This window comes from Murdochiella massiliensis (genome assembly GCF_900059565.1).
Lineage (GTDB): Bacteria > Bacillota > Clostridia > Tissierellales > Peptoniphilaceae > Murdochiella > Murdochiella massiliensis.
Genome location: NZ_FIZW01000002.1, coordinates 402,498 through 425,379, shown reverse-complemented (window position 1 = coordinate 425,379; position 22,882 = coordinate 402,498). Strand labels below are relative to the sequence as shown.

General features: G+C 48.7%; 24 protein-coding genes and 1 pseudogene. 22 read left to right on the top strand and 3 right to left on the bottom strand.

The features are described 5' to 3' along the window. Window positions 1–8 precede the first annotated feature (8 nt). The 17 genes and pseudogenes from BN3910_RS03575 to trpS all read left to right on the top strand — a co-directional run bounded on the left by BN3910_RS03575 (window position 9) and on the right by trpS (window position 14,044). Window positions 9–302: a KOW domain-containing RNA-binding protein gene (locus BN3910_RS03575; protein ID WP_075968034.1), complete on the top strand. Its 294-nt coding sequence runs from the start codon at window positions 9–11 to the stop codon at window positions 300–302. Next, window positions 302–520 carry a translation initiation factor IF-1 gene (infA, locus tag BN3910_RS07890; RefSeq protein WP_019190257.1) on the top strand — a complete coding sequence of 73 codons (219 nt, stop codon included), beginning with the start codon at window positions 302–304 and terminating at the stop codon, window positions 518–520. Before BN3910_RS03575 ends, infA begins: the two co-directional genes overlap by 1 nt. Window positions 521–529: 9 nt before the next feature. Beyond that, the gene (gene rpmJ / locus BN3910_RS07885; RefSeq protein WP_019190256.1) at window positions 530–643 is read left to right on the top strand and encodes a 50S ribosomal protein L36; all 114 of its coding nucleotides are present in this window, start codon (window positions 530–532) and stop codon (window positions 641–643) included. A 12-nt stretch (window positions 644–655) separates the two neighbouring features. Then, on the top strand, window positions 656–1,000 hold the full coding sequence (gene rpsM, locus BN3910_RS03565) for a 30S ribosomal protein S13 (RefSeq protein ID WP_066924404.1): 345 nt from the start codon (window positions 656–658) through the stop codon (window positions 998–1,000). An 11-nt stretch (window positions 1,001–1,011) separates the two neighbouring features. After that, window positions 1,012–1,413 carry a 30S ribosomal protein S11 gene (rpsK, locus tag BN3910_RS03560; protein ID WP_066924403.1) on the top strand — a complete coding sequence of 134 codons (402 nt, stop codon included), beginning with the start codon at window positions 1,012–1,014 and terminating at the stop codon, window positions 1,411–1,413. A gap of 11 nt (window positions 1,414–1,424) precedes the next feature. Beyond that, window positions 1,425–2,012, top strand: a complete 588-nt coding sequence (rpsD, locus tag BN3910_RS03555) for a 30S ribosomal protein S4 (protein WP_066924402.1) — start codon at window positions 1,425–1,427, stop codon at window positions 2,010–2,012. A 58-nt stretch (window positions 2,013–2,070) separates the two neighbouring features. Next, window positions 2,071–3,027, top strand: a complete 957-nt coding sequence (locus BN3910_RS03550; protein ID WP_066924393.1) for a DNA-directed RNA polymerase subunit alpha — start codon at window positions 2,071–2,073, stop codon at window positions 3,025–3,027. 16 nt (window positions 3,028–3,043) lie between these two features. After that, a pseudogene (gene rplQ, locus BN3910_RS07970) lies at window positions 3,044–3,382 on the top strand (50S ribosomal protein L17); the annotation flags it as partial. Window positions 3,383–3,796: 414 nt separating this feature from the next. Beyond that, window positions 3,797–4,708, top strand: a complete 912-nt coding sequence (locus BN3910_RS03540) for an aldose epimerase family protein (RefSeq protein ID WP_066924391.1) — start codon at window positions 3,797–3,799, stop codon at window positions 4,706–4,708. Window positions 4,709–4,742: 34 nt separating this feature from the next. Further along, window positions 4,743–5,894: a cation diffusion facilitator family transporter gene (locus BN3910_RS03535; protein WP_066924385.1), complete on the top strand. Its 1,152-nt coding sequence runs from the start codon at window positions 4,743–4,745 to the stop codon at window positions 5,892–5,894. 14 nt (window positions 5,895–5,908) lie between these two features. After that, complete coding sequence (locus BN3910_RS03530) at window positions 5,909–7,411, top strand: L,D-transpeptidase family protein (protein WP_066924384.1); 1,503 nt, start codon at window positions 5,909–5,911, stop codon at window positions 7,409–7,411. A 107-nt stretch (window positions 7,412–7,518) separates the two neighbouring features. Further along, window positions 7,519–8,451: an energy-coupling factor transporter ATPase gene (locus tag BN3910_RS03525; protein ID WP_231862194.1), complete on the top strand. Its 933-nt coding sequence runs from the start codon at window positions 7,519–7,521 to the stop codon at window positions 8,449–8,451. Then, entirely contained in the window at window positions 8,448–9,311 is an 864-nt protein-coding gene (locus BN3910_RS03520; RefSeq protein WP_066924383.1) for an energy-coupling factor transporter ATPase, read from the top strand. Before BN3910_RS03525 ends, BN3910_RS03520 begins: the two co-directional genes overlap by 4 nt. A 1-nt stretch (window position 9,312) precedes the next feature. After that, the gene (locus tag BN3910_RS03515) at window positions 9,313–10,104 is read left to right on the top strand and encodes an energy-coupling factor transporter transmembrane component T family protein (protein ID WP_066924382.1); all 792 of its coding nucleotides are present in this window, start codon (window positions 9,313–9,315) and stop codon (window positions 10,102–10,104) included. A 15-nt stretch (window positions 10,105–10,119) separates the two neighbouring features. Further along, entirely contained in the window at window positions 10,120–10,887 is a 768-nt protein-coding gene (gene truA / locus BN3910_RS03510) for a tRNA pseudouridine(38-40) synthase TruA (protein WP_066924380.1), read from the top strand. Window positions 10,888–11,018: 131 nt separating this feature from the next. Further along, a complete protein-coding gene (locus BN3910_RS03505; RefSeq protein ID WP_066924377.1) occupies window positions 11,019–12,905 on the top strand; it encodes an SH3 domain-containing C40 family peptidase in 1,887 nt (628 codons plus the stop codon). A 104-nt stretch (window positions 12,906–13,009) separates the two neighbouring features. Beyond that, on the top strand, window positions 13,010–14,044 hold the full coding sequence (trpS, locus tag BN3910_RS03500; protein ID WP_082790283.1) for a tryptophan--tRNA ligase: 1,035 nt from the start codon (window positions 13,010–13,012) through the stop codon (window positions 14,042–14,044). Between the two features lie 400 nt (window positions 14,045–14,444). Here the strand turns inward: trpS and BN3910_RS03495 are convergent, their stop codons facing one another. Together BN3910_RS03495 and BN3910_RS03490 are read right to left on the bottom strand one after the other, a co-directional pair. Continuing rightward, window positions 14,445–15,836 carry a sensor histidine kinase gene (locus tag BN3910_RS03495; RefSeq protein WP_066924375.1) on the bottom strand — a complete coding sequence of 464 codons (1,392 nt, stop codon included), beginning with the start codon at window positions 15,834–15,836 and terminating at the stop codon, window positions 14,445–14,447. A 1-nt stretch (window position 15,837) separates the two neighbouring features. Beyond that, a complete protein-coding gene (locus tag BN3910_RS03490) occupies window positions 15,838–16,542 on the bottom strand; it encodes a response regulator transcription factor (RefSeq protein WP_066924373.1) in 705 nt (234 codons plus the stop codon). A gap of 152 nt (window positions 16,543–16,694) precedes the next feature. On the opposite strand from BN3910_RS03490, the gene BN3910_RS03485 reads away from it, so the two are divergent. From BN3910_RS03485 to BN3910_RS03470, 4 genes are all read left to right on the top strand, one after another. Continuing rightward, the gene (locus tag BN3910_RS03485; RefSeq protein ID WP_066924371.1) at window positions 16,695–17,450 is read left to right on the top strand and encodes an ABC transporter ATP-binding protein; all 756 of its coding nucleotides are present in this window, start codon (window positions 16,695–16,697) and stop codon (window positions 17,448–17,450) included. Next, window positions 17,447–18,169 carry an ABC transporter permease gene (locus tag BN3910_RS03480; protein ID WP_066924369.1) on the top strand — a complete coding sequence of 241 codons (723 nt, stop codon included), beginning with the start codon at window positions 17,447–17,449 and terminating at the stop codon, window positions 18,167–18,169. Before BN3910_RS03485 ends, BN3910_RS03480 begins: the two co-directional genes overlap by 4 nt. After that, window positions 18,166–18,936, top strand: a complete 771-nt coding sequence (locus BN3910_RS03475; RefSeq protein ID WP_066924367.1) for an ABC transporter permease — start codon at window positions 18,166–18,168, stop codon at window positions 18,934–18,936. Before BN3910_RS03480 ends, BN3910_RS03475 begins: the two co-directional genes overlap by 4 nt. Window positions 18,937–19,193: 257 nt before the next feature. Next, complete coding sequence (locus tag BN3910_RS03470) at window positions 19,194–19,430, top strand: ATP-binding protein (protein WP_066924365.1); 237 nt, start codon at window positions 19,194–19,196, stop codon at window positions 19,428–19,430. Window positions 19,431–19,710: 280 nt separating this feature from the next. On the opposite strand, the gene ppdK is transcribed toward BN3910_RS03470, so the two are convergent. Then, window positions 19,711–22,332, bottom strand: a complete 2,622-nt coding sequence (ppdK, locus tag BN3910_RS03465; RefSeq protein WP_066924363.1) for a pyruvate, phosphate dikinase — start codon at window positions 22,330–22,332, stop codon at window positions 19,711–19,713. A gap of 391 nt (window positions 22,333–22,723) precedes the next feature. Here ppdK and BN3910_RS07740 point away from each other — a divergent pair, with 391 nt between their 5' ends. Continuing rightward, window positions 22,724–22,873 (top strand): hypothetical protein, encoded by a 150-nt coding sequence (locus BN3910_RS07740; protein ID WP_156469872.1) that lies wholly within the window; start codon window positions 22,724–22,726, stop codon window positions 22,871–22,873. Window positions 22,874–22,882: the final 9 nt, after the last annotated feature.

Below are 22,882 nucleotides of genomic sequence, written 5' to 3'. Positions count from 1 at the left end.
AAGCGAACATGAATCAGCCGTGCCCTCTCGTTCCCGGCCAAGTGGTGCGATCCAAGGCCGGACACGATAAAGGCAAGGTCTTTCTCGTACTGGATTGTTGTGATGCGAAGCATGTTCACGTGGTGGACGGGCGGACACGAACGCTTGCCCATCCCAAGAAAAAACGCGTGATTCATTTACAGCCTTTTCGCGCTGTAGTGTCCGAATTACAGACGATGAGCGAGGATGCGGTGTTTGATGATACCGCAATCCGAAAATGGTTAGCCCCCTATGAGGAGGCACACACGAAGGAGGAAAGCTGATGTCATCAAAAGACGTGATTGAAGTCGAAGGCGTCGTCAAAGAGCGACTTCCAAACGCCATCTTCATCGTCGAGCTGGAAAACGGGCACGATGTCATGGCCCACATTTCCGGAAAGTTGCGGATGAATTACATTCGCATTCTGGAAGGAGATCGCGTGACCGTGGAGCTGTCTCCCTATGATTTAACCAAGGGACGCATCACGTGGAGAAAGAAATAGGAGGAAGCAATGAAAGTCAGACCATCAGTAAGAAAGATGTGTGATAAATGCAAGATCATCAAACGCAAAGGTCGCGTCATGGTGATCTGTGAGAACCCGAAGCACAAACAGCGTCAAGGCTAAGGAGGTGCGACTTTGGCTCGAATTTCCGGGGTGGATTTACCCAAAGAAAAGCGTGTAGAGATCGGTTTAACGTATATTTACGGCATCGGTCGTTCACGTTCCAACGAAATTTTAAAGAATGCGGATGTGAATCCGGACACGCGTGTACGCGACCTTTCCGAATCGGAAGTGCAGCGTATTCGTGAACAAATCGCGGAGTATCACGTGGAAGGCGACCTTCGTCGTGACGTTTCGATGAACATCAAACGTCTCCGTGAAATCAACAGTTATCGTGGCAACCGTCATCGTCGCAACCTTCCGGTTCGCGGGCAGAACACGAAAAACAATGCCCGCACGCGCAAGGGTCATAAGAGATAAGGGGGGATGTTATGGTAGCGCAAAAGAAAGTCACCAGACGTGGTGGAAAACGCCGCGTAAAAAAGAATATTACGAACGGTCAGGCACATATCATCTCGACCTTCAACAACACGATTGTGACGCTTTCCGATTTAAACGGAAATGTCATTTCGTGGGCTTCTTCGGGACAATTGGGATTCCGCGGATCGCGTAAATCGACGCCGTATGCCGCGCAGCAGTGTGCGGAAGAGGCGGCGCAGAAAGCAATCGAACAGGGTCTTAAGACCGTTGAAGTGTACGTCAAAGGACCGGGTTCAGGTCGTGAATCCGCCATTCGTGCATTGGAGACGGCAGGACTTAGCGTAACGTTGATTAAAGATGTTACACCGATCCCGCACAACGGCTGCAGACCGCCGAAGAGAAGAAGAGTTTAACGGAGGCAATCATGGCAAGATATACCGGACCGATTTTGAAACGTTGCCGTGCCTTGGGCATCGAGCCCCAGGTTGTCGGCATCGATAAGAAGAGCCGCCGCAATCCGAAGCGCAACACACGCAAGTTGAGCGACTACGGTATGCAGCTTCGTGAAAAACAGAAGGCGAAATTCATTTACGGCGTCTCCGAGAAGTCATTCCGCAATCTGTTCAGCCGTGCTACGCGCATGAGCGGACAGGCCGGCTGGAATCTTCTGAAACTGTTGGAACTGCGCTTTGACAACGTGGTTTATCGCATGGGCTTTGCGTCGACACGTGCGCAGGCACGTCAGCTGATCGTTCACGGCCATTTTGACCTGAACGGCCACAAAGCGACCGTGCCTTCCATGACGTTGGAGGTAGGCGACGTCATCAGCGTTCGTGAGCGTTCACGTAAGAATGCATTTTTCAAGAACACCGAAGAGAACATCTGGAACCAGATGCCTTGGGTCTCGGTGGACGCAGAAAAATTGCAGGGTCGTATTCTCTCCGAGCCGATGCGCGACAACATCGACTATCCGATTGAAGAGACACAGATTGTCGAGTTGTACTCGAAGTAATTCCCCCGTAGCGCGACGTTGGAATCGAGTTCGACAGAACAGAAGGGGAGGCTGATCCGTGGTAGATCGACTCAATACAAAAGTTGAAATCCTTGAATTGGATGAACACAAGAACTATGGACGCTTTAGTATGTCTCCGTTAGAGCGCGGATACGGGACCACAATAGGGAATTCGCTTCGCCGTGTGCTGCTTTCTTCTTTGCCGGGTACAGCGGTCTCCAACATCAAGTTTGATGAAGGTGTTCCGCACGAGTTCACCACCATTCCCGGCGTTCTCGAGGATGTACCGGAAATTGTCCTAAACATTAAGGGCCTTGCGGTGCGTCGCTTGCAGGGACACGGAGAAGAAGTGACGTTGCGCCTGGATGTGGAGGGGCCGAAGATTGTTACGGCTCGTGATATTCAGGAAAGCACAGAGGTAGAGATTGTTAATGCAAACCACTACCTTTGCACATTAAATGCGGACGGCGAAATTCACATGGAATTGACCGTCATTGATGGCGAAGGCTATGCCCTTGCTGACCAAAACAAAGATGCGGATGATCCGATTGGCACCATTGCCATTGATTCCTCCTTCACTCCGGTGAAGAAAGTCAATTTCGAGGTGCAAAATACACGCGTTCAGCAGATCACCGACTACGATAAGCTGATCTTGGAAGTATGGACGGACGGTACCGTCACACCTCAAGAAGCGACGTCACAGGGAGCAACGATTCTTATGGATCATTTGCGCCTGTTTACCGAGCTGCCCGCGTTTGTCGTAGAAGACAATGATGAGGCAAAAGAACCGGAGTCCGAAGAGAACACGCTGCTGCAGAAACCCATCGAAGATCTGGATTTAACTCTGCGCAGCTATAATTGCCTGAAGCGTTCGGATATTCACACGCTGGGCGACATTATCCGTATACCTGCGGATGAGTTGGCCAAGATTCGCAATTTTGGCAAGAAGTCCTATGCCGAGGTAGAAGAAAAAGTACAATCCTACGGTTTGGAACTGAATCATTCGCAAGAGTAACATTAAGGAGGAGACATTGGCGAACTTACGAAAGTTGGGAAGAAGAACCGATCATCGCACGGCCATGTTGCGTAATCAGGTCTCATCCCTTTTCCTGCACGGTCGTATTACGACCACCGTCACCCGCGCCAAAGAAACGCAGAAGATGGCGGAAAAGCTGATTACCGAAGCAAAAAAAGAAACCTTAGCCGGCAATCGTGCGATTTCTTCAGAACTCTACAGCAATGAGGTAGCCCGCAAAGTGGTGGAAGAAATTGCTCCGGCGATGAAAGATCGTAACGGCGGTTATACGCGTGTCCTCAAAGTGGGTCGGCGTCGCGGTGATGCAGCGGACATGGCGATTCTTGAACTGGTCATGGAACCCGCCTCGTCAAAAAAGACGGAGAAAAACGTAGAAAAACCGGCCGAGACGAAGAAGGAAGAACCGGCTGCTGAGCAGACGGAGACGGAAGAAACCGTTGAGGTGGAAGAAGCCGAAGAAACGAAGGAAGAAGATTCTTCCGAGAGCGAAAAAGAAACGGAAGAAGAACAAAAAGAAGAAACAACGGAAGCGTAATTTTCCGCTTTCTCAAAGACGGCGGCAGGAGCCTATCGTTCTCGCCACCGTCTTTTTTTGTATCTTGTTTTGTGCTTCGTTGCGGTTGTTACATCTCCTTCGCCTTGACAGTCCACATCCCCTTTTCTATCATTAAGGTGCTGAAAAAGGAGAGAAAAACGTCCATGTTTATGGAGAAATGCAGACCGAAGGGAAGAGGAGGAAAAGGGGAAAATGCTGATGGAGACGAAACCCAACAATCGCGGTGATCTTCACGTTGTTCATCTTGAAACGGATTGTTTACGCGTTACCCTGTTGCCGGAAATCGGTTGCAAAATTGCTTCCATTATTTATAAACCCAACCAATTTGAAGCGCTTGCCCGTCCGCTCGGCCATGAAACTGCGAAAGAGCAGACGAAATTGTATGCCCGCGCTTATCCCGGCGCCCCTTTTGATCAATTTGATTTATCCGGCATAGATGACTGTATTCCGACTATTGATGCGTGCAGCGTGGAGAATCTCGGTCGATTTGCCGATCATGGGGATGCCTGGAGTCGTCCTTGGAATGTGTTTGAAGAAGATCGCTCTACGCGCTCGGTAAAAGCTTTTTTTCGGCTTTCTTCGATTCCGTTGTATTTTGAGCGACACGTTCATATTGAAGACAATGTGATTCAACTGGACTATCGGCTTCTGAACGAGTCCATCGATGAACATCCCTGGCTGTGGGCACTGCACGGTCTGTGCCGCTATGAGCCGGATGCCATTCTTTCTTGGCCGGAACCATATTCTTTGATGAATGCGCATGGCGAGGAGCCGTTTGCCTTTGATATGCGCAAATTGAGGGAGATACCGGAAAAGCAGGCGTATAAATTTTATCTGACGGATCCGATTTCGGTAGGAGAGACATCGATCATTTATCCGACGCAGGGTATGCGTATTACGCAGCAATGGGATGCCACGCAGTTTCCTTATCTCGGGGGATGGATCAACACCGGAGGAAGTGCAGGTCCCCGTTGCATCGCGCTTGAGCCGACGAACGGCTATTATGACCGCTTGGATCGGGCGATTGCAAACAACAAAGTCGGACACATTGCTCCGGGAGCGGAGATTTTTTGGCGGGTACGCCTAACGATTACGGAGGAGTAATCGGCCGCTTTGACGGTTAGGATAAGAGGAAAATATGAACGATGCGCTTAAGCAGAAAAAGATAATGCAAAGACGCCAAGAAGTAGGCCGAAAGGGCAGCCTTTTGGGCATCGTTGCGAATGCAGCGCTTGCCGGAACAAAAATGATCATCGGCTTGATCAGCGGAGCCCTTTCTATTTTTGGGGACGGGGTAAATAACCTGTTTGATGCCCTGTCCTCATTTGTTTCGCTGCTGTCCTTTTACTTGGCGGAAAAGCCGGAAGATCGAGAACATCCCTTCGGGCATGCACGTGTGGAATACATGGGCTCTTTTTTTATCGCGATCATGATTCTTTATGTGGCGATCAGCTTGTTTTTGGAAGGCATCAAACGAATCGTGAACCCGGTTCCCGTACAATTTTCCACCCTACAACTCATTCTCCTTCTGCTATCTATCGGCGTAAAACTGGCAATGGCTTTTCTCTATTCACGATGGGGGAAACGCTATCACTCCAACGTGTTTCTGGCGACTGCTGCCGACGCGAAGTCAGATATTCTTGCGACATCCGCCATCCTTTTAGCTCTCATCCTATCGCCCGTGGTCGGTTTCTCTCTGGACGGTCCATTTACCGTGGTGGTAGCTGTTCTGATTGGCAAAAACGGCATCGATATTTTGCGTGCGAACTATGATGCTCTGCTCGGAAAAGCGCCCGACGCACGTTTTGTCGACGCGCTGACAAAATCCCTTCTTTCTTTTCCCGGCGTTCTGGGCATTCATGATATGATTGTCCATGATTATGGACCGGGAAACCGCTTTGTTACCGTGCATGTGGAAGTAGATGGAAGGAAAAGCGCCATCGAAAGCCATGAATTGGTGGATCGCATTGAGCGCCGTATTGCGGAAGAGTATCAGCTGGAGATCACTATTCACATGGATCCGTTGCAACCGCGTACGCATGAAGTACGGGCCATGGAAAAACGCATACGTCAGTTGGTGCAGGAGCATGATGAGCGTTTCTCCATTCACGATTTTCGTCTGGTTACGCAGGCGAAAGGGAGAAATATCCTTTTTGATGTTCTGATCCCGTGGGATAAGACGATAAACACGGAAGAGTTGAAATCTGTGCTGGAAGAGCAAATACACTCGCTTTATCCGGAAGATGAGGTGCTTATTACCATCGACCGGGATCGCGTAATGCGCCCCTAACGAAAGGATTCACTATGGACGACATGCAGAATAAGCAAACGACGGAAGCGGCCGTTTCCTCTGAAAATTCGCCGGTCGAAGTTTCCGTGCAAACCGAGGAGAACAGTGTAACGCCCTCGCCGGGAAGATGGAAACGGCGGCTGATTCTGGTATTGGTTCTTTTTCTTGCGCTCGGCTATCTGATCGGAGTCTTCTATTTTTCACGGCACAGCTATCCAAAGACGGCGATTAACGGTTATGCATTAGGCAGCAGGCCTTTGTCGGATTTTCAGGAAATTTATCCGGATGGTGAAGCGCACCGCTACATCGGGCGAAATGCGGAGATTACGCTGGATGCGCAGACGATTCGTTTACGTTATATTTTGGAAGGGGAAGCACCTAAACAGCCATCTGCTTGGAAGTGGCCCCTGGAATACTTCTTTGCCCATAATTATTCGCTTAGCGGATATAAGGTGGACTACGATGAAGAACGCCTGGCCTATCTGCTCAAAGAAGCAGGATTTGATCCGGACGGAGAACCGCCCAAAGATGCCGCTTTGGAGGCCACTGCGCAGGGTGTGCGCATAAAACCGGAAGAGCAGGGCGACCGTGTGAACATGAAGGCACTCACTTCGATTATTTTCAAGACCATCTCCAGCAAGGAGCAGACGATTCATGTAGAAGAGGCCTATGAGAAGCCGAAGGTGACCAAGGACGATCCCGGTTTGGAAGAAGATCGGAAAAAGGTCGAGAAGTTGTTGGCCTCGTCCATCACCTACGTTCTTGGCGACAAAACCTATCTTTTCGGTCCCGAAGAAATTTTCCCGTTGCTTCAGCGCAATGATTCCGGTGAATATTCTCTGCCTGATGACGGTATTACCTCCTTTGTGGTCAAGATGGCGAAAGAAACGGACACCTATGGAACATCACGTGAATTTGAAACCACGGGGGCAGGAACGGTAACCGTGCCGCCCGGAATTTATGGCTGGCAGATCAACGTAAAGAAAACCGTAGAGAGCATGAAGGAAATGCTTAAAACGGGTGGAACGTATGCGGATGCAGAGCCCGTGTACAATCATACCGGCCTGGCAAGAGGTGCATTCAATGACATCGGCAACACGTATATTGAGATTGATTTGTCCCGGCAGCACCTGTGGGCCTATCTTGATGGAAGTCTTTTGCTGGACAGCGCCATTCGCACCGGAAAAGTTAATCAATATAATGAAACCCCACGCGGAGTGCATATGATCTGGAGTCGAGAAAAAGGACGCAAACTGCAGGGACGTTACAAGGACGGTACCCCGTATGATTCCAAAGTGGAGTACTGGATGCCGATTAATTACGGCGGTGTCGGCCTGCATGATGCCCCGTGGGTAACGGCTTTTGGCGGAGACTATTATATCTATTCGGGCTCAAATGGCTGTATCAACCTGAACTTAGAGACAGCAAAAACCATCTACGAGAATTATACGAACGGTACGCCGGTGGTTATCTATGAAAGCACGACGAACTACTCGCCGGCAGACCATACCTTTTAGGAAGACAGGAGAAACGAATGACAATAGCGAACCGGTTGCTTGATGAGGCAAATGCCGAAGAGACGACCGAAGCAAAAAGACCACCGCATTGCGCACAAGACGATCCCGTGGTTGCCGTCAAGCAGGTTACTTTTCGCTATCCGCAATATGAAGAAAACGGACGGGAAGAACCTACGCTAAAAGACGTGAATCTGCACGTCAAAAAAGGCGAGTTTGTCGCGCTGCTCGGCCATAACGGGTCGGGAAAATCGACACTTGCCCGGTTATTGAATGCGCAAATGTTGCCGCAGGAAGGCGAAATCCTGATTTTGGGCATGAATACGCGCATCGAAGAGAAGATCTGGTCCATCCGCTCCCATTGCGGGATGGTCTTTCAGAATCCGGACAACCAGATTGTGGCCTCCATCGTGGAAGAGGATGTCGCTTTCGGTCCCGAGAATTTGGGCATACCCAATCCCGAGTTGCGTCAGCGCGTAGATGCGGCGTTGGCGGCAACGGGGATGACGCCTTATAAACGTCGTGAACCGTATAAGCTCTCCGGTGGACAAAAGCAGCGCGTGGCGATTGCCGGTGTATTAGCGATGCTACCCGAGTGCATTATCATGGACGAACCGACGGCCATGTTGGATCCGATCGGGCGGCGTGAAATTATGGATACGATTCATATGCTCAATCATGAGCAGAATAAGACGATTATTCTGATTACGCACAACATGGAAGAGGCGGTCGAGGCGGATCGCATTGTCGTACTTTCCGAAGGAGAGATTGTCCTGGAGGGAACGCCGAAGGAAGTCTTTTCGGACGTGGAAACGATGCGTCGTTTGGAACTCGATGTCCCGCAGGTGACCGAAGTAGGGTATCGTCTGCGTCAGGCGGGATTTGATGTACCCGGCGATTGCCTGCGCATTGAGGAATTGGTGCAGGCGCTGGTTACACTCAGCGGAAATACGTCGAAATCGGAGGAAGAGGCGAAAGCTTCTTTGTCGGAAACCTACGAGTCCACAGACCCTTCTATAAGTGAAGAGGAGGGTGTGCGATGAGCATGGTTTTTGATCACCTTTCCTTCTTCTACAATAAAGGCCAAAAAGACGAAGTGAAGGCTCTCGATGACATCACGATGACCATGGATCGACACGAATACGTCGGCATTATCGGTCATACGGGATCGGGCAAGTCCACTCTTGTGCAACATATGAACGGATTGAATCTTCCTCAGCAGGGGACGTTGACCGTGGACGGCATCACCACCAGCGATCCAAAAGCCTCGCTTATTACGCTTCGCCAGCGCGTAGGTTTGGTCTTTCAATATCCGGAAGACCAGCTTTTTGAGGAGACCATTTTCAAGGACGTCGCCTATGGCCCGAAGAACTTAAAACTTCCGCCTGAGGAGATCGATGCGCGTGTACGCTGGGCGTTGCAGGCGGTCGGCTTGGATGCCGATACAATCGGAAAAGAATCGCCGTTTGAGGTGTCCGGGGGACAGAAGCGTCGCGTCGCCATTGCCGGCGTTTTGGCTCTTCGTCCTTCCTATCTCATTCTGGATGAGCCGACGGCCGGACTGGATCCGCACGGCCGCGAAGAGATTCTCTCCACCATTCATCATCTTTACGATACGAACCCGGATATGACCATTATTTTGGTCACCCATTCCATGGAAGATATTGCAGAACATGCCAAGCGCATTATCGTTGTGGACCAGGGAAAACTGGTTATGGATGATACACCCCATGCCGTTTTTGCCCGTCGTGCGGAACTGGAGGCCATCGGCTTATCCGTACCGCAGGTAACGCTGCTCATGCAACGTCTTAAAGAAGAGGGACTTTCTGTGGATGCCTCGGCGATCACCGTAGAGGAAGCCGTTTCCGCGCTTTCCGCTTTTCTTCAGGGAAAGGAGGCGTAATATGGGCAACCAAATTACCATTGGACAATATTTGCCCGGCGATTCCTCCATTCATCGCTTGGATCCGCGCGTTAAGCTTGTTCTTGTACTCGTGTTCATGGTCACCGCCTTTTTGGTGGAGACCTTCATGGGCTATGCACTCTATTTTGCTCTGATTGTTTTGGTGACTATCCGCGCCGAAGTGCCCATGGGACGCCTGTGGAAGGGACTGAAACCGATCTTTTTGATTCTGGTTTTCACCTTTGTGATCAACGTCCTCTTTACGCCCGGAAAAGTGATCTGGACCTTCGGTCCGATATCCGTCAGCGAGGAAGGGCTCATTCGCGCCACCTTCATCGCCATCCGCCTGATGCTGTTGGTGATGGGGACAAGCCTCTTAACGCTCACGACGAGCCCACTGGAGCTTACGGATGCCATTGCTTGGCTATTGAAGCCGCTCGATTGGACAGGTTTTCCGTCACATGTCATCGCCATGATGATTTCCATCGCGCTGCGCTTTATTCCTACGCTCTTTGAGGAAACCAACAAAATCATGAAAGCACAGAAAGCGCGCGGTGCCGATTTTGAGTCAGGCAATATCTTACAGCGTGCCAAAGCGATGATTCCGCTTTTCGTCCCGCTGTTTCTCAATGCCATCAATCGCGCGGATGAGCTGGGCATTGCCATGGAGGCACGTTGCTATACGGGAAGCAATATTCGTACGCGATTGAACCCGCTGAAAATGACGACTCGGGACGGTATCGTCTTCGTCCTATGCTTTTGCGTGTTCATTGCTATCAGCGTTTTCTTTTAATGATCAGGAGACAGCATGAAGAACATCCTCTTACGCGTAGCCTATGACGGAACGGACTTTGCCGGTTATCAGGAGCAGCCCGGGAAGCGCACCGTAGCGGGGGTCTTGCGCGATGCGGTGGAGACGGTAACCGGTCGAACGACGCGTCTTATTGCCGCGGGCCGCACCGATCGCGGTGTACATGCCGAGGAGCAAGTTGTCAACTTTTTGACGTCCCGGGAACTTTCAGACGAGGCATTTTACCACGCTATTCGAAATCAGCTTCCGGAGGATGTTCTGCTCTGTTCGGCGAAAACCGTGCCGTTGTCCTTTCATGCGCGCTTTACGCCCCACATTACCACCTATCGCTATACGGTTGAAAATGGGCCGCTGGTATTGCCCACGGAACGGCGAACGGTTTTTTCCTATACGTTTCCTCTGTCCATGGAACACATGCAGGCGGCGATCAAGTGCTTTGAAGGAGACCACGATTTTTCCGCCTTTTCATCCGCCTCGCCGCATCGAAACGCTCGTCGCCGATTGCTTCATGCTGAGGTAACGAAAAACGGAAGCCGCTATTGCTTCCGTTTTTCTGCAGAAAGTTTTTTGCAATATCAGGTGCGCATGATGGTGGGCGCCGCCCTTCTTGCCGGAAGGGGAATCATGACAAGAGAGGCCATCCTTACTGCGCTCTCCACGCATCATGATCAGCCTGTCGCCTTTTCGGCCGACGCAAAAGGCTTGGTGCTGGAATCCATTGCCTATCCAACGGGGGATGCTTCGATTCCACGCTTCAGCAGGTAAGAAAAATGAACGTTTTATTCTTTGTAATTATTTTGTAACTACTATTGACAAAACGTTGCAATCCCGTTACTATAGCTGTAGTCAATGAAAAATTTACTCGCCAAAGGCAGTTTATGTATAAGGAGGACGTCGTGGATAAGAAACGAGTAGGCGCTATCGTCGGTGTGGCAGGGGTTGCCGGCGTTATCGCAGCATCGCAGTTTATCAACATTGATGCATCAAATGCAGATTACGTGACCAAGAACCTTGAAGCACAATACAAAGAGTCTCTTAAGGTCATGGAACAGGCGGGCCTTCCGAAAGCGGCAGCCCAGTCGGATCAGAAAGTAAAAGGGAATGTTGCCCAAAAAGTTTATGATCCGGTTCAAAAAGTAGAGTACCGCATTACTACCCCGAAACAAGCCGATTCGACGGCGGATAATTCCGGCGAAGAAGAGCTTCAAAAGCCGGAGGAGAAGGCGGAAAAGCCCAATCGCAATACCTTTTCTACAGCGGATGAGGCCAGGATTGACAAAAAGGACGAAGAGATCAGCGATCGTCTTTCCTTTGTCGGTGTCAATCCGGTGGTCGAATCCGAAAAAGATATGCCGAAAGACAACCGAAACAAGGGTTCACGTGTTCCGACGGAAGAAGAGATTGCCAAAACGATTCCGGACGAGCAGAATCACCAGGATCCTAAGTTTTCACAGGAAACGAGCAAGCCGTTCATCGGCGTTGTTGTTACCGATGTATTAAATGTTCGTCAGAAACCGACCCTTAACGCGGATGTCGTGACCGTTATGCTTCGTGCGGAAGTTGTTCGCGGCTCGATTGACGGCGATTGGATTTCGGTAGAAAGCTCCGGCGCACTGGTCGGTTATGTGAATCGCAATTTTGTTCAGCCGGTTACCGAAGAAGAAGCGGAAGCACAAGAAGAAGCGAATCGCATTGCGGCAGAAAAAAAGGCCGAAGAAGAGCGCTTAGCAGCAGAGAAGGCTGAGCAGGAAAAAGCGGAGCAAGCCAAGAAAGAGGCAGAGGCGAAAGCCGCCTCTGAGCAGGAAGCACAGGCACAGCGCGAAGCGGAAGAAAAAGCCCAGGATGAAAAAGCTGCTCAGGAACAGGAGAGCCAAAAACCGGCAGAAGAAAGCCAAAACAATGGTTCCGCCGTATCCGGTTATGTTAATTGCGACGTCATCAATGTGCGCGAAAAGCCCGACCTTAAATCGGCCGTTATCGGCAGTTTGTATGCCAATGCGGAAATTGAAGGTACGCGTGAAGGCGATTGGATTCGCTTTGACTTCCATGGAACAACGGGCTATGTCTATGCCAACTTAATCGGCGATGTCAAAATTGAGGTTTCGCCGGAGAATACCCCCAAGAGTGCAGAAAAAGCACGCCAAGAAGAGGAAGCCAAGAAGCCGAAGGATATCGCCGGCTACGTGAAAGTGGCTTCTAATGTCCGCAAAGGACCGGGGACAAATTATGAGATTTTAACGACCTTCGGTATCAACCGTTACGTTGAAGGGGTTGAATCCGACGGTTGGGTTAAGTTTGATTATGACGGACAGGAAGCCTACATATCGTCGGCTCTGCTTAGCAGCGAGAAAATCCCGGTACAGGAACCGGAACCGGAAAAACAGAATGCCGGTGAGAATGCGGAAAGCGGCAGCTATTCTTCTATCGCGGAATTCGCTCGCGCACAGGTCGGCAAACCGTACGTTTATGCCGCCAGCGGCCCGGATGCATTTGACTGCTCCGGTCTGGTGATGACTGCTTACAGCAATATCGGTATTTCCTTGCCGCACTCGGCGATGAGCCAGTCGGGCTATGGCTATGCTGTCTCGATGGACAATCTCCAGCCGGGCGATATGCTTTTCTACACCACCGATGGAACCGGCGAGGTCAGTCACGTCGGTCTGTACATTGGCGACGGCATGATGGTTCATGCTTCTGCGCCGGGCATCGGCGTCATTATGACCAACATCTACGATAACTGGTATCAGAGCCGCTTTATGGGCGCTCGTCGTCTGGTCAACTGATATCCGTAGATGAAGTTTCAGTATTTACAGCGCTGTACTTCGGTACAGCGCTTTTTCTTTCGGCACCGGAAAATTCCCGGATTGATCAAAGCAAGGAGGATGTGATGAACGAACAGGATACGAAAATCCCTGCGCCGCAAGGGGAACGGATGGAACGAAAAGTAGCATTCAGTCTGATTCAGCCATCCGGCGATTTAACGATCGGCAACTATTTGGGTGCCATTAAAAGCTTCGTGAAAATGCAAGATGAATATGAGTGTTTTTTTGGCGTAGCCAACTTACATGCCATTACTGTGACACAGGTAGCGGCTGATTTACGTCGCCGTTCGTTGGAAGTCATCGCCTATATCGTGGCTGCCGGCGTTAAACCGGAAAAGGCCACACTTTTCATTCAATCGCAGGTGCCGGAGCACGCGGAGCTGGCCTGGGTGCTTAATTCCATCAGTTCCATCGGTCAGCTGCAGCGCATGACCCAGTTTAAGGATAAAGCACAAAAACATGCGGACAATCTGAATGCCGCGCTATTGACGTATCCGGTGCTAATGGCGGCGGATATTCTGCTGTACCAGAGCCATGTCGTGCCGGTCGGTGCGGATCAGAAGCAGCATTTGGAGTTTACGCGCGATCTGGCGGAACGATTTAATTCCCGCTATTCTCCCACGTTTACTGTGCCGGAGCCGCTCAACGATGAAAATGCCACGCGTATCATGAGTTTAAAAGATCCCTTCTCTAAGATGAGCAAGTCCGATCCGGATGAAAATGCCTATATTTTGATTAAAGACGAACCCGCGGCCATTCGGCGAAAAATTGCACGTGCCGTTACCGACTCCGAAGCGCATTTTTGCTATCGACCGGAGCAGGCGGGATTGATGAATCTGATCAACCTTTATGCGGCCTATGCGGAATGCACGCCGAAGGATGTGGTGGAACGCTTCCACGACAGCGATTATGCCACCTTTAAGCGTGCGTTGGGCGACGTGATCGTAGAAACGATGGAACCCATTCGCCAGCGCTTTTTGACGTTGATGGCGGATAAGAAAGAGATCGAAGCGATTAGCCGTGATGGTGCGCTTGCTGCGCAACGTGCCGCACGCCGAACGCTTTCCAAGGTCTATCGAAAAGTGGGCCTTTTGCAATAACCTGAAAAGCAGCAAAAAATAAGAAAAAAGAGGCGGTGTCCGAAGAATTTCTTTTCGGACACCGCCTCTTCGCTTTGTTCAGTAGTTACTTGTATCGGCTTAGTTTTTCTTTGCCTCCACAACCGCCTGTGCAGAATGGTACTCCGGCAGGCTTTTTGGACAACTGCGCCGTATCCGTCGAACTGCATGGCATATGATCCCAATGATAATTTTCCACCGTTTCATATTACAGCCTATGCCAAGCGGCTATCTGTATATAATCTGAGAAATTATATGCAGATAAATTGAAAGACGGCGGTCTTTCTGCATATAAAACGCTATAAAATATGCAGAAAGGATGGCGCTGTATGAGAAAATTCGATTACGCCTTTTTGAATAACGGTTTTCTTCCTCTTTCATTTTACATAGTAATCGGCAAACTCAAATTGACTTCAAAGCCACCGTATTCACTATGCTTTATCAACATTTTTCCTTTGTGTGCAAATATGATTTGCTTAACAATGAGCAAGCCTAAGCCGTGACGTAGTTCAGTTGTTTTTTCATCGCATACCATATAATGCGGGGTATTATTCAGTTTTTTCATTTGTTCATCCGTTGCACCTATACCGTCATCAGCAACAACAACGGTACAAACCTTATCTTCAGATATAACACGAACGAAGATATGACAGCCTTGCTCATTATGATTTATGCTGTTCTGAATGAGATTACTTACCGCTCGTTTGATTAAGTCTTTATCAATATATACATGGCAGGAGGTTAAGGTTTCATCCGTTTCCCACTCGATCCTATACTTTTCATCAATATTCATATTGATGAAATCGACCACTACCTGACGGATAATCGCAATTAGATTTTGCTTTTTCGGGTTAATTGGTTGCATATTATATTCCAGTTTGGAGGCAAGATTCAAGTCGTTAATCAGATTCCTCATTCTCTCACTTTGTCGTACAATAACCGTGGCTTTTTTGCGGTTATCTTCTGATAGCTGCATATCGCTTTCTAACTGTCCGGCATACCCCATTACTATTGACAGCGGTGTGCGTATGTCGTGGGATACACCGGCAATCCAATTTGCTCTTGCGGTTTCTCTTTTGTGGAGCTGTCTGCTTTGCGTTTGCAAAATGTCCGAGGTTTTGTTAATGTTTACCGCAAGCTCGGATAGAAGACCTTTTTCCCTGACATGGACTTCTTCTTTTGTAGACAAAGCCTGTATACCGCTGACTATCGGTTTCACGGATTTTAACAGCTTGGAATTGGCAATCACATAGATGATAAATATCAATGCTATATTGATGGCGAAAACAGAAAGAACGGTTTTTGGCAAGTTGGCGATGAAATAATAATCCCAACTCGGCCACATATGTTTCCAAAAGCTGTCTTTCGGATAACCGAGAACTACAAGCCCGTTTTCTGCCTCTCCTGTAAATGTGGGATACCCGTCAATATAGCCACGGGTAAGGTTCGCTATATCTGAAGCGGTATATGACATGGGCACAGTTTTGGGAAGATTATCCGTCTGCCATACAACATTCATTGTTGCGTTGTCAATAAAAATTGCCCATGCATTCGTATTTTGAAGTTCACTCGCTATTTCTTCGGTCAAAACATATCCATTACTGTCCTGTGACAGATTATCCGCAACCTCTTGTGCAGTTGTCCACGGAGAGCCATTTGCCGATTGATTTAACGTATATATCGCCAATAGAGTAAAGTTCAGAATAATGAGCAGTACCGAGGACAAGAGCATAATACCGACAAAGCGCCGGATTAGTTTTGGCACGCTTTTCATACTATTTGGTCTCCACAATAAGTTTGTATCCAAGTCCTTTAACCGTCATTAAAGAAACGGGCTGGGAGGGATTCGCTTCTATTTTTTCTCTGATACGGCGGATATGTGCCATCAGCGAATTTTCATAGCCGAAAGGATTATTCCCCCAAGCTTCTTCACACAGTGCGTCGATTGTAACGATTCGTCCCGAATTTCGATATAAAGCGGCGAGAATGGCGTGTTCCTTTGCCGTAAGAGGAATATGCTCTCCGTGTTTTATAATCTCTGCTCGCTCAAAATCAATTTTGCTATTATGCAGTTTCACAAGTGGATTTTCAGCTTTATAACTCCTGCGAAGAATGGCACTCACACGGAATAAAAGCTCTTTTGGCAAAAATGGCTTTACTATATAATCATCTGCACCAAGACCGAAGCCACGAAACTTATCATCATCCTCGCCACGGGCGGTTAAAAACAACACAGGATAATCAGCCATTTTTTTTAGTTGTTCCATCAGATTAAATCCATTTCCATCGGGAAGCATTACATCAAGAATTGCGAGTTCAGGTTGGAAAGTATCAGAAACAGCAATCGCTTCACACATCGTTTTTGCCGTTTTTATATTTTGAAATCCGTGCTCATCTAAGATGGAAACGACCATATCTAAAAGCTCCTGTTCGTCATCGACAAGCAAAATGCGTTTTTGTTTTAGGTAATCAAAGTCCATAGGTTTACCTCCTTTACGATTCCTATTATTCCATAGAAATGTGTCATTTTCTAATGTGCGATGAAATGTAAGGCAAATGTAAGGTTACGAGAAGGTTAGCACAAGGTTAGGAGAATACAATGTACTTGCGATGAAAGAAAGGAGCAAACACAATGAATATCATTGAAACAAAAAACTTAACGAAATCGTATGCGAATTTTACAGCGGTTTCGGATATCGATCTGCATATTCCAAAAGGTGCTGTCTATGGCTTTCTCGGTCCGAACGGTGCCGGAAAGTCCACTACGATGAAAATGTTTTTAGGGCTTAGCAAACCGACAAGCGGCTCGTTTACGATTGACGGAAAAAAATATCCCGATAACAGGGTGCAAATTCTGAAAGAAATAGGCTCATTTATTGAAGCTCCCGCTTTTTACGGAAACCTAAGCGGTGAAGAAAATCTCGAAATTATCCGTAAAATATTGGGGCTACCCAAATCCTCCGTAACGGAAGCTCTTGAAATTGTGGGGATGACGCAGTATAAGAAACGACTTGCCAAAAAATATTCTCTCGGAATGAAACAAAGATTAGGTCTTGCAAGTGCCTTAATCGGAAAGCCGCCAATCTTGATTTTGGATGAACCGACGAACGGACTCGACCCTGTTGGTATCCACGAAATCAGGACGCTAATCCGTTCTCTGCCGGAGAAATTTAACTGTACCGTTTTTGTTTCGTCGCACTTGCTTTCCGAAATCGAACTAATGGCTGATACTGTCGGTATCCTGAATCATGGTCATTTGTTGTTTGAGGGAACACTCGACAACCTTAAATTCAGTGCAGCGTCACGGGGCTATTCTACGGATAATCTGGAAGATACATTTCTTGCCCTGATTGACGCTGACAACGAACAAAGGGGAGCGGTACGATGAGCGTTTCTTTGGAATGTAAGAAAGCGAAACGAAGCGGTTTTTTACCGGCATTTATCGGCGGTGGTATTTTAGCTGCAGTTGTTCCTGTGATCAATATGATTGTCCGTTCGGAAATGTATCTTAACTTGCCGGGAAAGCCAATACAAATATTGCTTGAAGCAAACTGGCAGATGATGGCAATGCTGAATGTGCTACTTGTAGTAGCCGGAACTTGCTTATTATATCATACTGAATACGCTGACAATGCCATGCAAAAGATGAAGTCTTTGCCTATTAGAGAAAGTTCCATCTTCTTAGGCAAAACAGCTTTGACATGTATTATGAGCCTTTTTGTGCTTGTAATAGAAGCAGGAGCCATCACATTTTGTACCTATTATTGGTTTGAAATCGGAGATAGCTTTTTCGGTGAACTGTGCAAATACTTCGGGTATTCATTTTTGATGATGTTGCCCTGCATTGTCCTTTCACTTCTTATTGCAGAAGCCTGCGAGAATATGTGGGTATCGCTTGGAATCGACGTAGTATGCGTATTTACTGCCACAATGCTGCCGACAACGAGCTATGCTCTTTCACTCTTTCCGTTTGCCCTGCCTTTTCAGATATTTGAAGGGGTGGATATAACACAGTTCATGCGCTATATCTATGCGGTAGCCGCAGAGCTTGTAGTTCTTGCCTTTGCAGAACTTATATTTATAAAGGTGAGGAGGTCGTTTGAATGAACTTTTTATCACTGGTTGGCGTGGAATTTAAGAAAATTAAACGCTCAAAGATATTACTGATTCTCTTTGTTGCGACAGTTATTTTATGGATACCGTCCATTTTGAATGCCCACTTGAATTTTGAGATGCAGACGGAGGGAATCTCGCCAGAAAACAATTTCTTTATTCAGGGCTTTATGGGGATGGCGTGGTTTATGTTCCCTGCAAGTATGGTAGTGGGGACAGTTCTCTTGAGTCAAACAGAAAGAGCAAACAAGGGCATTTTGAAAATGCTATCCTTACCGATCAGTACACCGAAGCTCTGTATGGCTAAGTTCGTCGTGCTACTTGCGATGGCAGCATTCCAAATCTGCATAACAGTCGGTATGTATTATGTATGTGCAATGATAGTTTCCGGTACGCAGAACTATAATTATATTTTGCCGCCGTTGTTTGCTTTTAAGGAAGCAGGTTTGATATTTGTTGCAGCAATTCCTATGATTGCATTTTTCTGGCTTTTGTCAGTATGTATTCAGACACCGATTTTTTCAATCGGTATTGGCTTAGCTTCGATTGTGCCCTCAGTATTGATTATTAACACAAAGGCTTGGTTTGCTTATCCCATGTCGTATCCGTTATTTGTAATTACGGCAGAGTACGGAAAACTTGCAGCAAACCTTGACACGGCACAGATTGAACTCATACCATTGTTGCCCGTTGCCCTTGTTATAACAATCTTATGTTTAGGTGTATCCTGTCTTCGCTTTGGGCAGACCGAAAGGAGATAATTATTTTGAAAAATTAAAATTAGCACCCTGATGCTTTTTGTGCCGTGGACAATCAATGATCAGCTGCGTTTGCTCCGCCGTGAGCGTCTAAAGCTGCAACACGGCGACAGGGAACTAAAAAACGCAGTAACAAACATCACCCATGACTTACGCACCCCACTGACTGCAATCTGCGGGTACCTTGATTAATTGGAACAGGAACCGCAATCGGAAAAATCAGAACGCTATCTCGCCGTAATCCGGAACGCACCGATGCCATGCGGGAACTAACCATAGTACCGGATATTGAGATATCAGAGCAGCCGATCAATCGGATACTGGACCGGAACGCCCTGCGGCGTATCTTTGACAATATTCTTTCCAATGCCGCCAAGTATTCCGACGGAGACCTATGCGTAAGACTGTCGTCCGATGGCACGCTGATGGTTAAAAACAGCGCAAAGAATCTGAATACGGTACAGGCTGCAAATCTGTTTGACCGCTTTACACGGTAAATAGTGCGCGCGGCGGAACGGGACTCGGATTATCCATCGCCAAGCTTCTGACCGGAAAGATGGGCAGCAGCATTACGACGGAATACCAAAGCGGAAAGCGGAAAGCTTTCGTTCGTTTTTCGAAGTAACATTACAAAAGGAGAATCTACGTCTAAGCGAACACGCCTTTATCCCGCCATCGGGATACTGCTGACGCAATAAAAGAATACGGTGAGGATGACGAGCATCCTCACCGTACATACGATAGGTCTATTCAGTTTTCTACTGACTGGACGATAGCCTACTTTGCTTCCACAACCGCCTGTGCAGCCGCCAAACGGGCGATGGGCACGCGGTACGGTGAGCAGGATACATAATCCAGGCCGATGCCGTCAAGGAATTTCACCGTGGCCGGATCACCGCCGTGTTCACCACAGATACCCAGATGCAAATCCGGATTCGCCGCACGGCCGTTCTTGACCGCTAATTTCACGAGCTGACCGATACCCTTCTGATCAAGGGATACGAACGGATCGCGCTCGAAGATTTTCTTGTCGGTGTAATCCGGCAGGAAGGAACCGGCATCATCACGAGAGAAGCCGAAGCTCATCTGCGTCAAGTCGTTGGTTCCGAAGGAGAAGAACTGCGCGGTTTCCGCAATTTCACCGGCTACTAAGCAAGCACGCGGCGTTTCAATCATGGTGCCGACGAGGTAATCAAGCTTGCGGCCCTGTTCTTCAAAGATCTTCTCGACTTCGTCGCGTACAACCTTTTCGACATAGCGGAATTCTTTGTCATCCACCGTAAGCGGAATCATAATTTCCGGAACGATGTTCTTAACACCGTCATCGGTTGCGCGCAGTGCAGCCTGAACAATGGCGCGGGCGATGGAGGCGTAGATGGACGGCCAGGTAATCGCTAAGCGCAGACCGCGGTGACCAAGCATCGGGTTGGCTTCTGCTAAGGCGTTCACACGCGCTTTGACTTCATCCAGCGAGATGTTCATCATGTCGGCAACGACCTGCTGTTCCGCATCCGTGTGCGGTACGAATTCATGCAGCGGCGGATCGAGCAGACGTACCGTCATCGGACGTTCGCCGACGATCTTATACATCTGATAGAAATCTTCTTCCAGCATCGGACGAATTTCATCCAGCGCTTTCTGACGAGTTTCCTCATCTTTGGCAAGAATCATCTCACGCACCACATTGATGCGGTCGCCTTCAAAGAACATATGCTCGGTACGGCAGAGACCGATGCCTTCAGCGCCGAATTCAATGGCCTGTTTGGCATCACGCGGCGTATCGGCATTGGTACGAACCTGAAGACGTTTGATCTCATTTACCCAGCCCATGAATTCACCGAAATCACCGGTGAGAGACGGCGCTTCGGTCGTCAGTTCGCCTTCATAAACTGCGCCTGTGGAGCCGTCCAGCGACAGCGTATCCTTCGTCGTAAAGACTTTACCGTTGACGGTAAGCGTCTGGGCTTCATAGTCAATGCGCAAATCGTGCGCACCGGAGACACAGCACTTGCCCATGCCGCGAGCAACGACGGCCGCATGGGAGGTCATGCCGCCGCGAGCGGTGACAATGCCCTGTGCGGAGACCATGCCGCGCAGATCTTCCGGAGAGGTTTCGTTGCGGACAAGAAGAACGGATTCGCCATTTTGTGTACGCTTTTCCGCATCATCCGCACTAAAGGAGATTTTTCCCGAAGCAGCGCCCGGAGAAGCTGCAAGGCCCTTGGTCAGCATGGTCGCATTTTTCAGAGACTCTGCTGTGAATGTGGGATGCAGCAGTTGATCCAGAGACTTGGGATCGACGCGCGTAATCGCAGTTTCCTTGTCGATTTTTCCTTCATGAACCAGGTCAACCGCAACTTTCAAGGCAGCCTGTGCGGTGCGCTTGCCGTTACGAGTCTGCAGCAGGAAGAGCTGTTCATCCTGGATGGTGAATTCCATATCCTGCATATCTGCATAGTGATCTTCCAGAAGGTGTGCCGTCTTCACAAATTCTTCATAGACATGCGGCATTTCTTCTTCCAGATGAGCGATGGTGGACGGAGTACGGATACCGGCCACGACGTCTTCACCCTGCGCGTTGATGAGGTATTCGCCGAAGATTGCATTTTCGCCGGTAGCCGGGTTACGCGTAAAGGCAACACCCGTACCGGAGGTATCGGACATATTGCCGAAGACCATCTGCTGTACGTTGACGGCGGTGCCCAGATCATCGGAAATTTCATTCATCTTACGGTACAGAATCGCGCGCTCGTTATTCCAGCTTTCGAAGACGGCCGTAATGGCTTTTTCAAGTTGTTTACGCGGATCTTGCGGGAATTCTTCGCCGGTCAGTTCCTTATAAAGGACCTTGTACTCTTCGGCGATTTCTTTTAACTGTTCAGCGCTAAGCTGGTAGTCCTGCTCCACGTTCGCTTTTTCTTTTTCTTTTTCCAGGATCGCTTCAAACTTGTTTCGATCCAGTCCGATCGCGACATCAGAGAACATGGTGATGAAGCGACGATAGGAGTCATAAGCCCAGTGCGGATTGCCGGATTTTTCGGCTACGGCTTTGACAGAGACGTCGTTTAAGCCGAGGTTAAGAATGGTATCCATCATGCCCGGCATGGAAATAGGCGCACCGGAGCGCACGGAAACAAGAAGGGGATCGGACTCATCGCCGAATTTCTTTCCCGTGGTCTCTTCGAGGTGTTTCATGTGCTCACGGATTTCTTCCTGCAATTCCGGCCAGAGTTTTTGCTCTTTCTGGAATTCGGTGCAGGCTTCTGTCGTGACGATGAAGCCTTGCGGCACACGAATGCCCAGGTTCGTCATCTCGGCAAGGTTGGCACCTTTTCCGCCGAGAAGGAGGCGCTGGTCGCGATTGCCTTCCTTAAAGTCATAAACAAATTTCTTTCCCATCGTTCGTTGTACTCCTTTCTTCGGACGTTCTTTACACTATGACGTTCTTCATAATATAAAGAGGAGGTCCGTAGCCACCGGGTCAGCCCGGAAAACAAAACCACGTTCTTACTATACCCTCGAAGAGAAGTTCTCTTCGATGTGGAATAGAGAAATGTTGTATGCGACAACCGATTCGATTCACCGATATTAGCCGGCGCATACATTAAAAATTCTATCATATTATGGGACAAAAAGGAGAAAAATCAACAAAGCCATTTCGGCAAAAGGGGAGGATCACATACAAAGAAATGGAAGGCTTACGATCCGTTTTGCAAGCACCATCGGCGGGGTAACCCTGCGCGCAGGAGTGAGGAGTATGGTAAGATAAGGAGGAAAAAAGGAGGAAAGCATGAAATCACCAACGAAGAAAAATAAAAACACGGCATCCGACAGAAATCGCAAAGGCCATGCGTTGTGGATCCGTGTTCTTGCCCTTATTTTGGCCATCACCATGGTTCTCGGCGTATTGGTTGCCGGTGCCGGAGCGCTGGGCTTCTAAGGGAGGGAT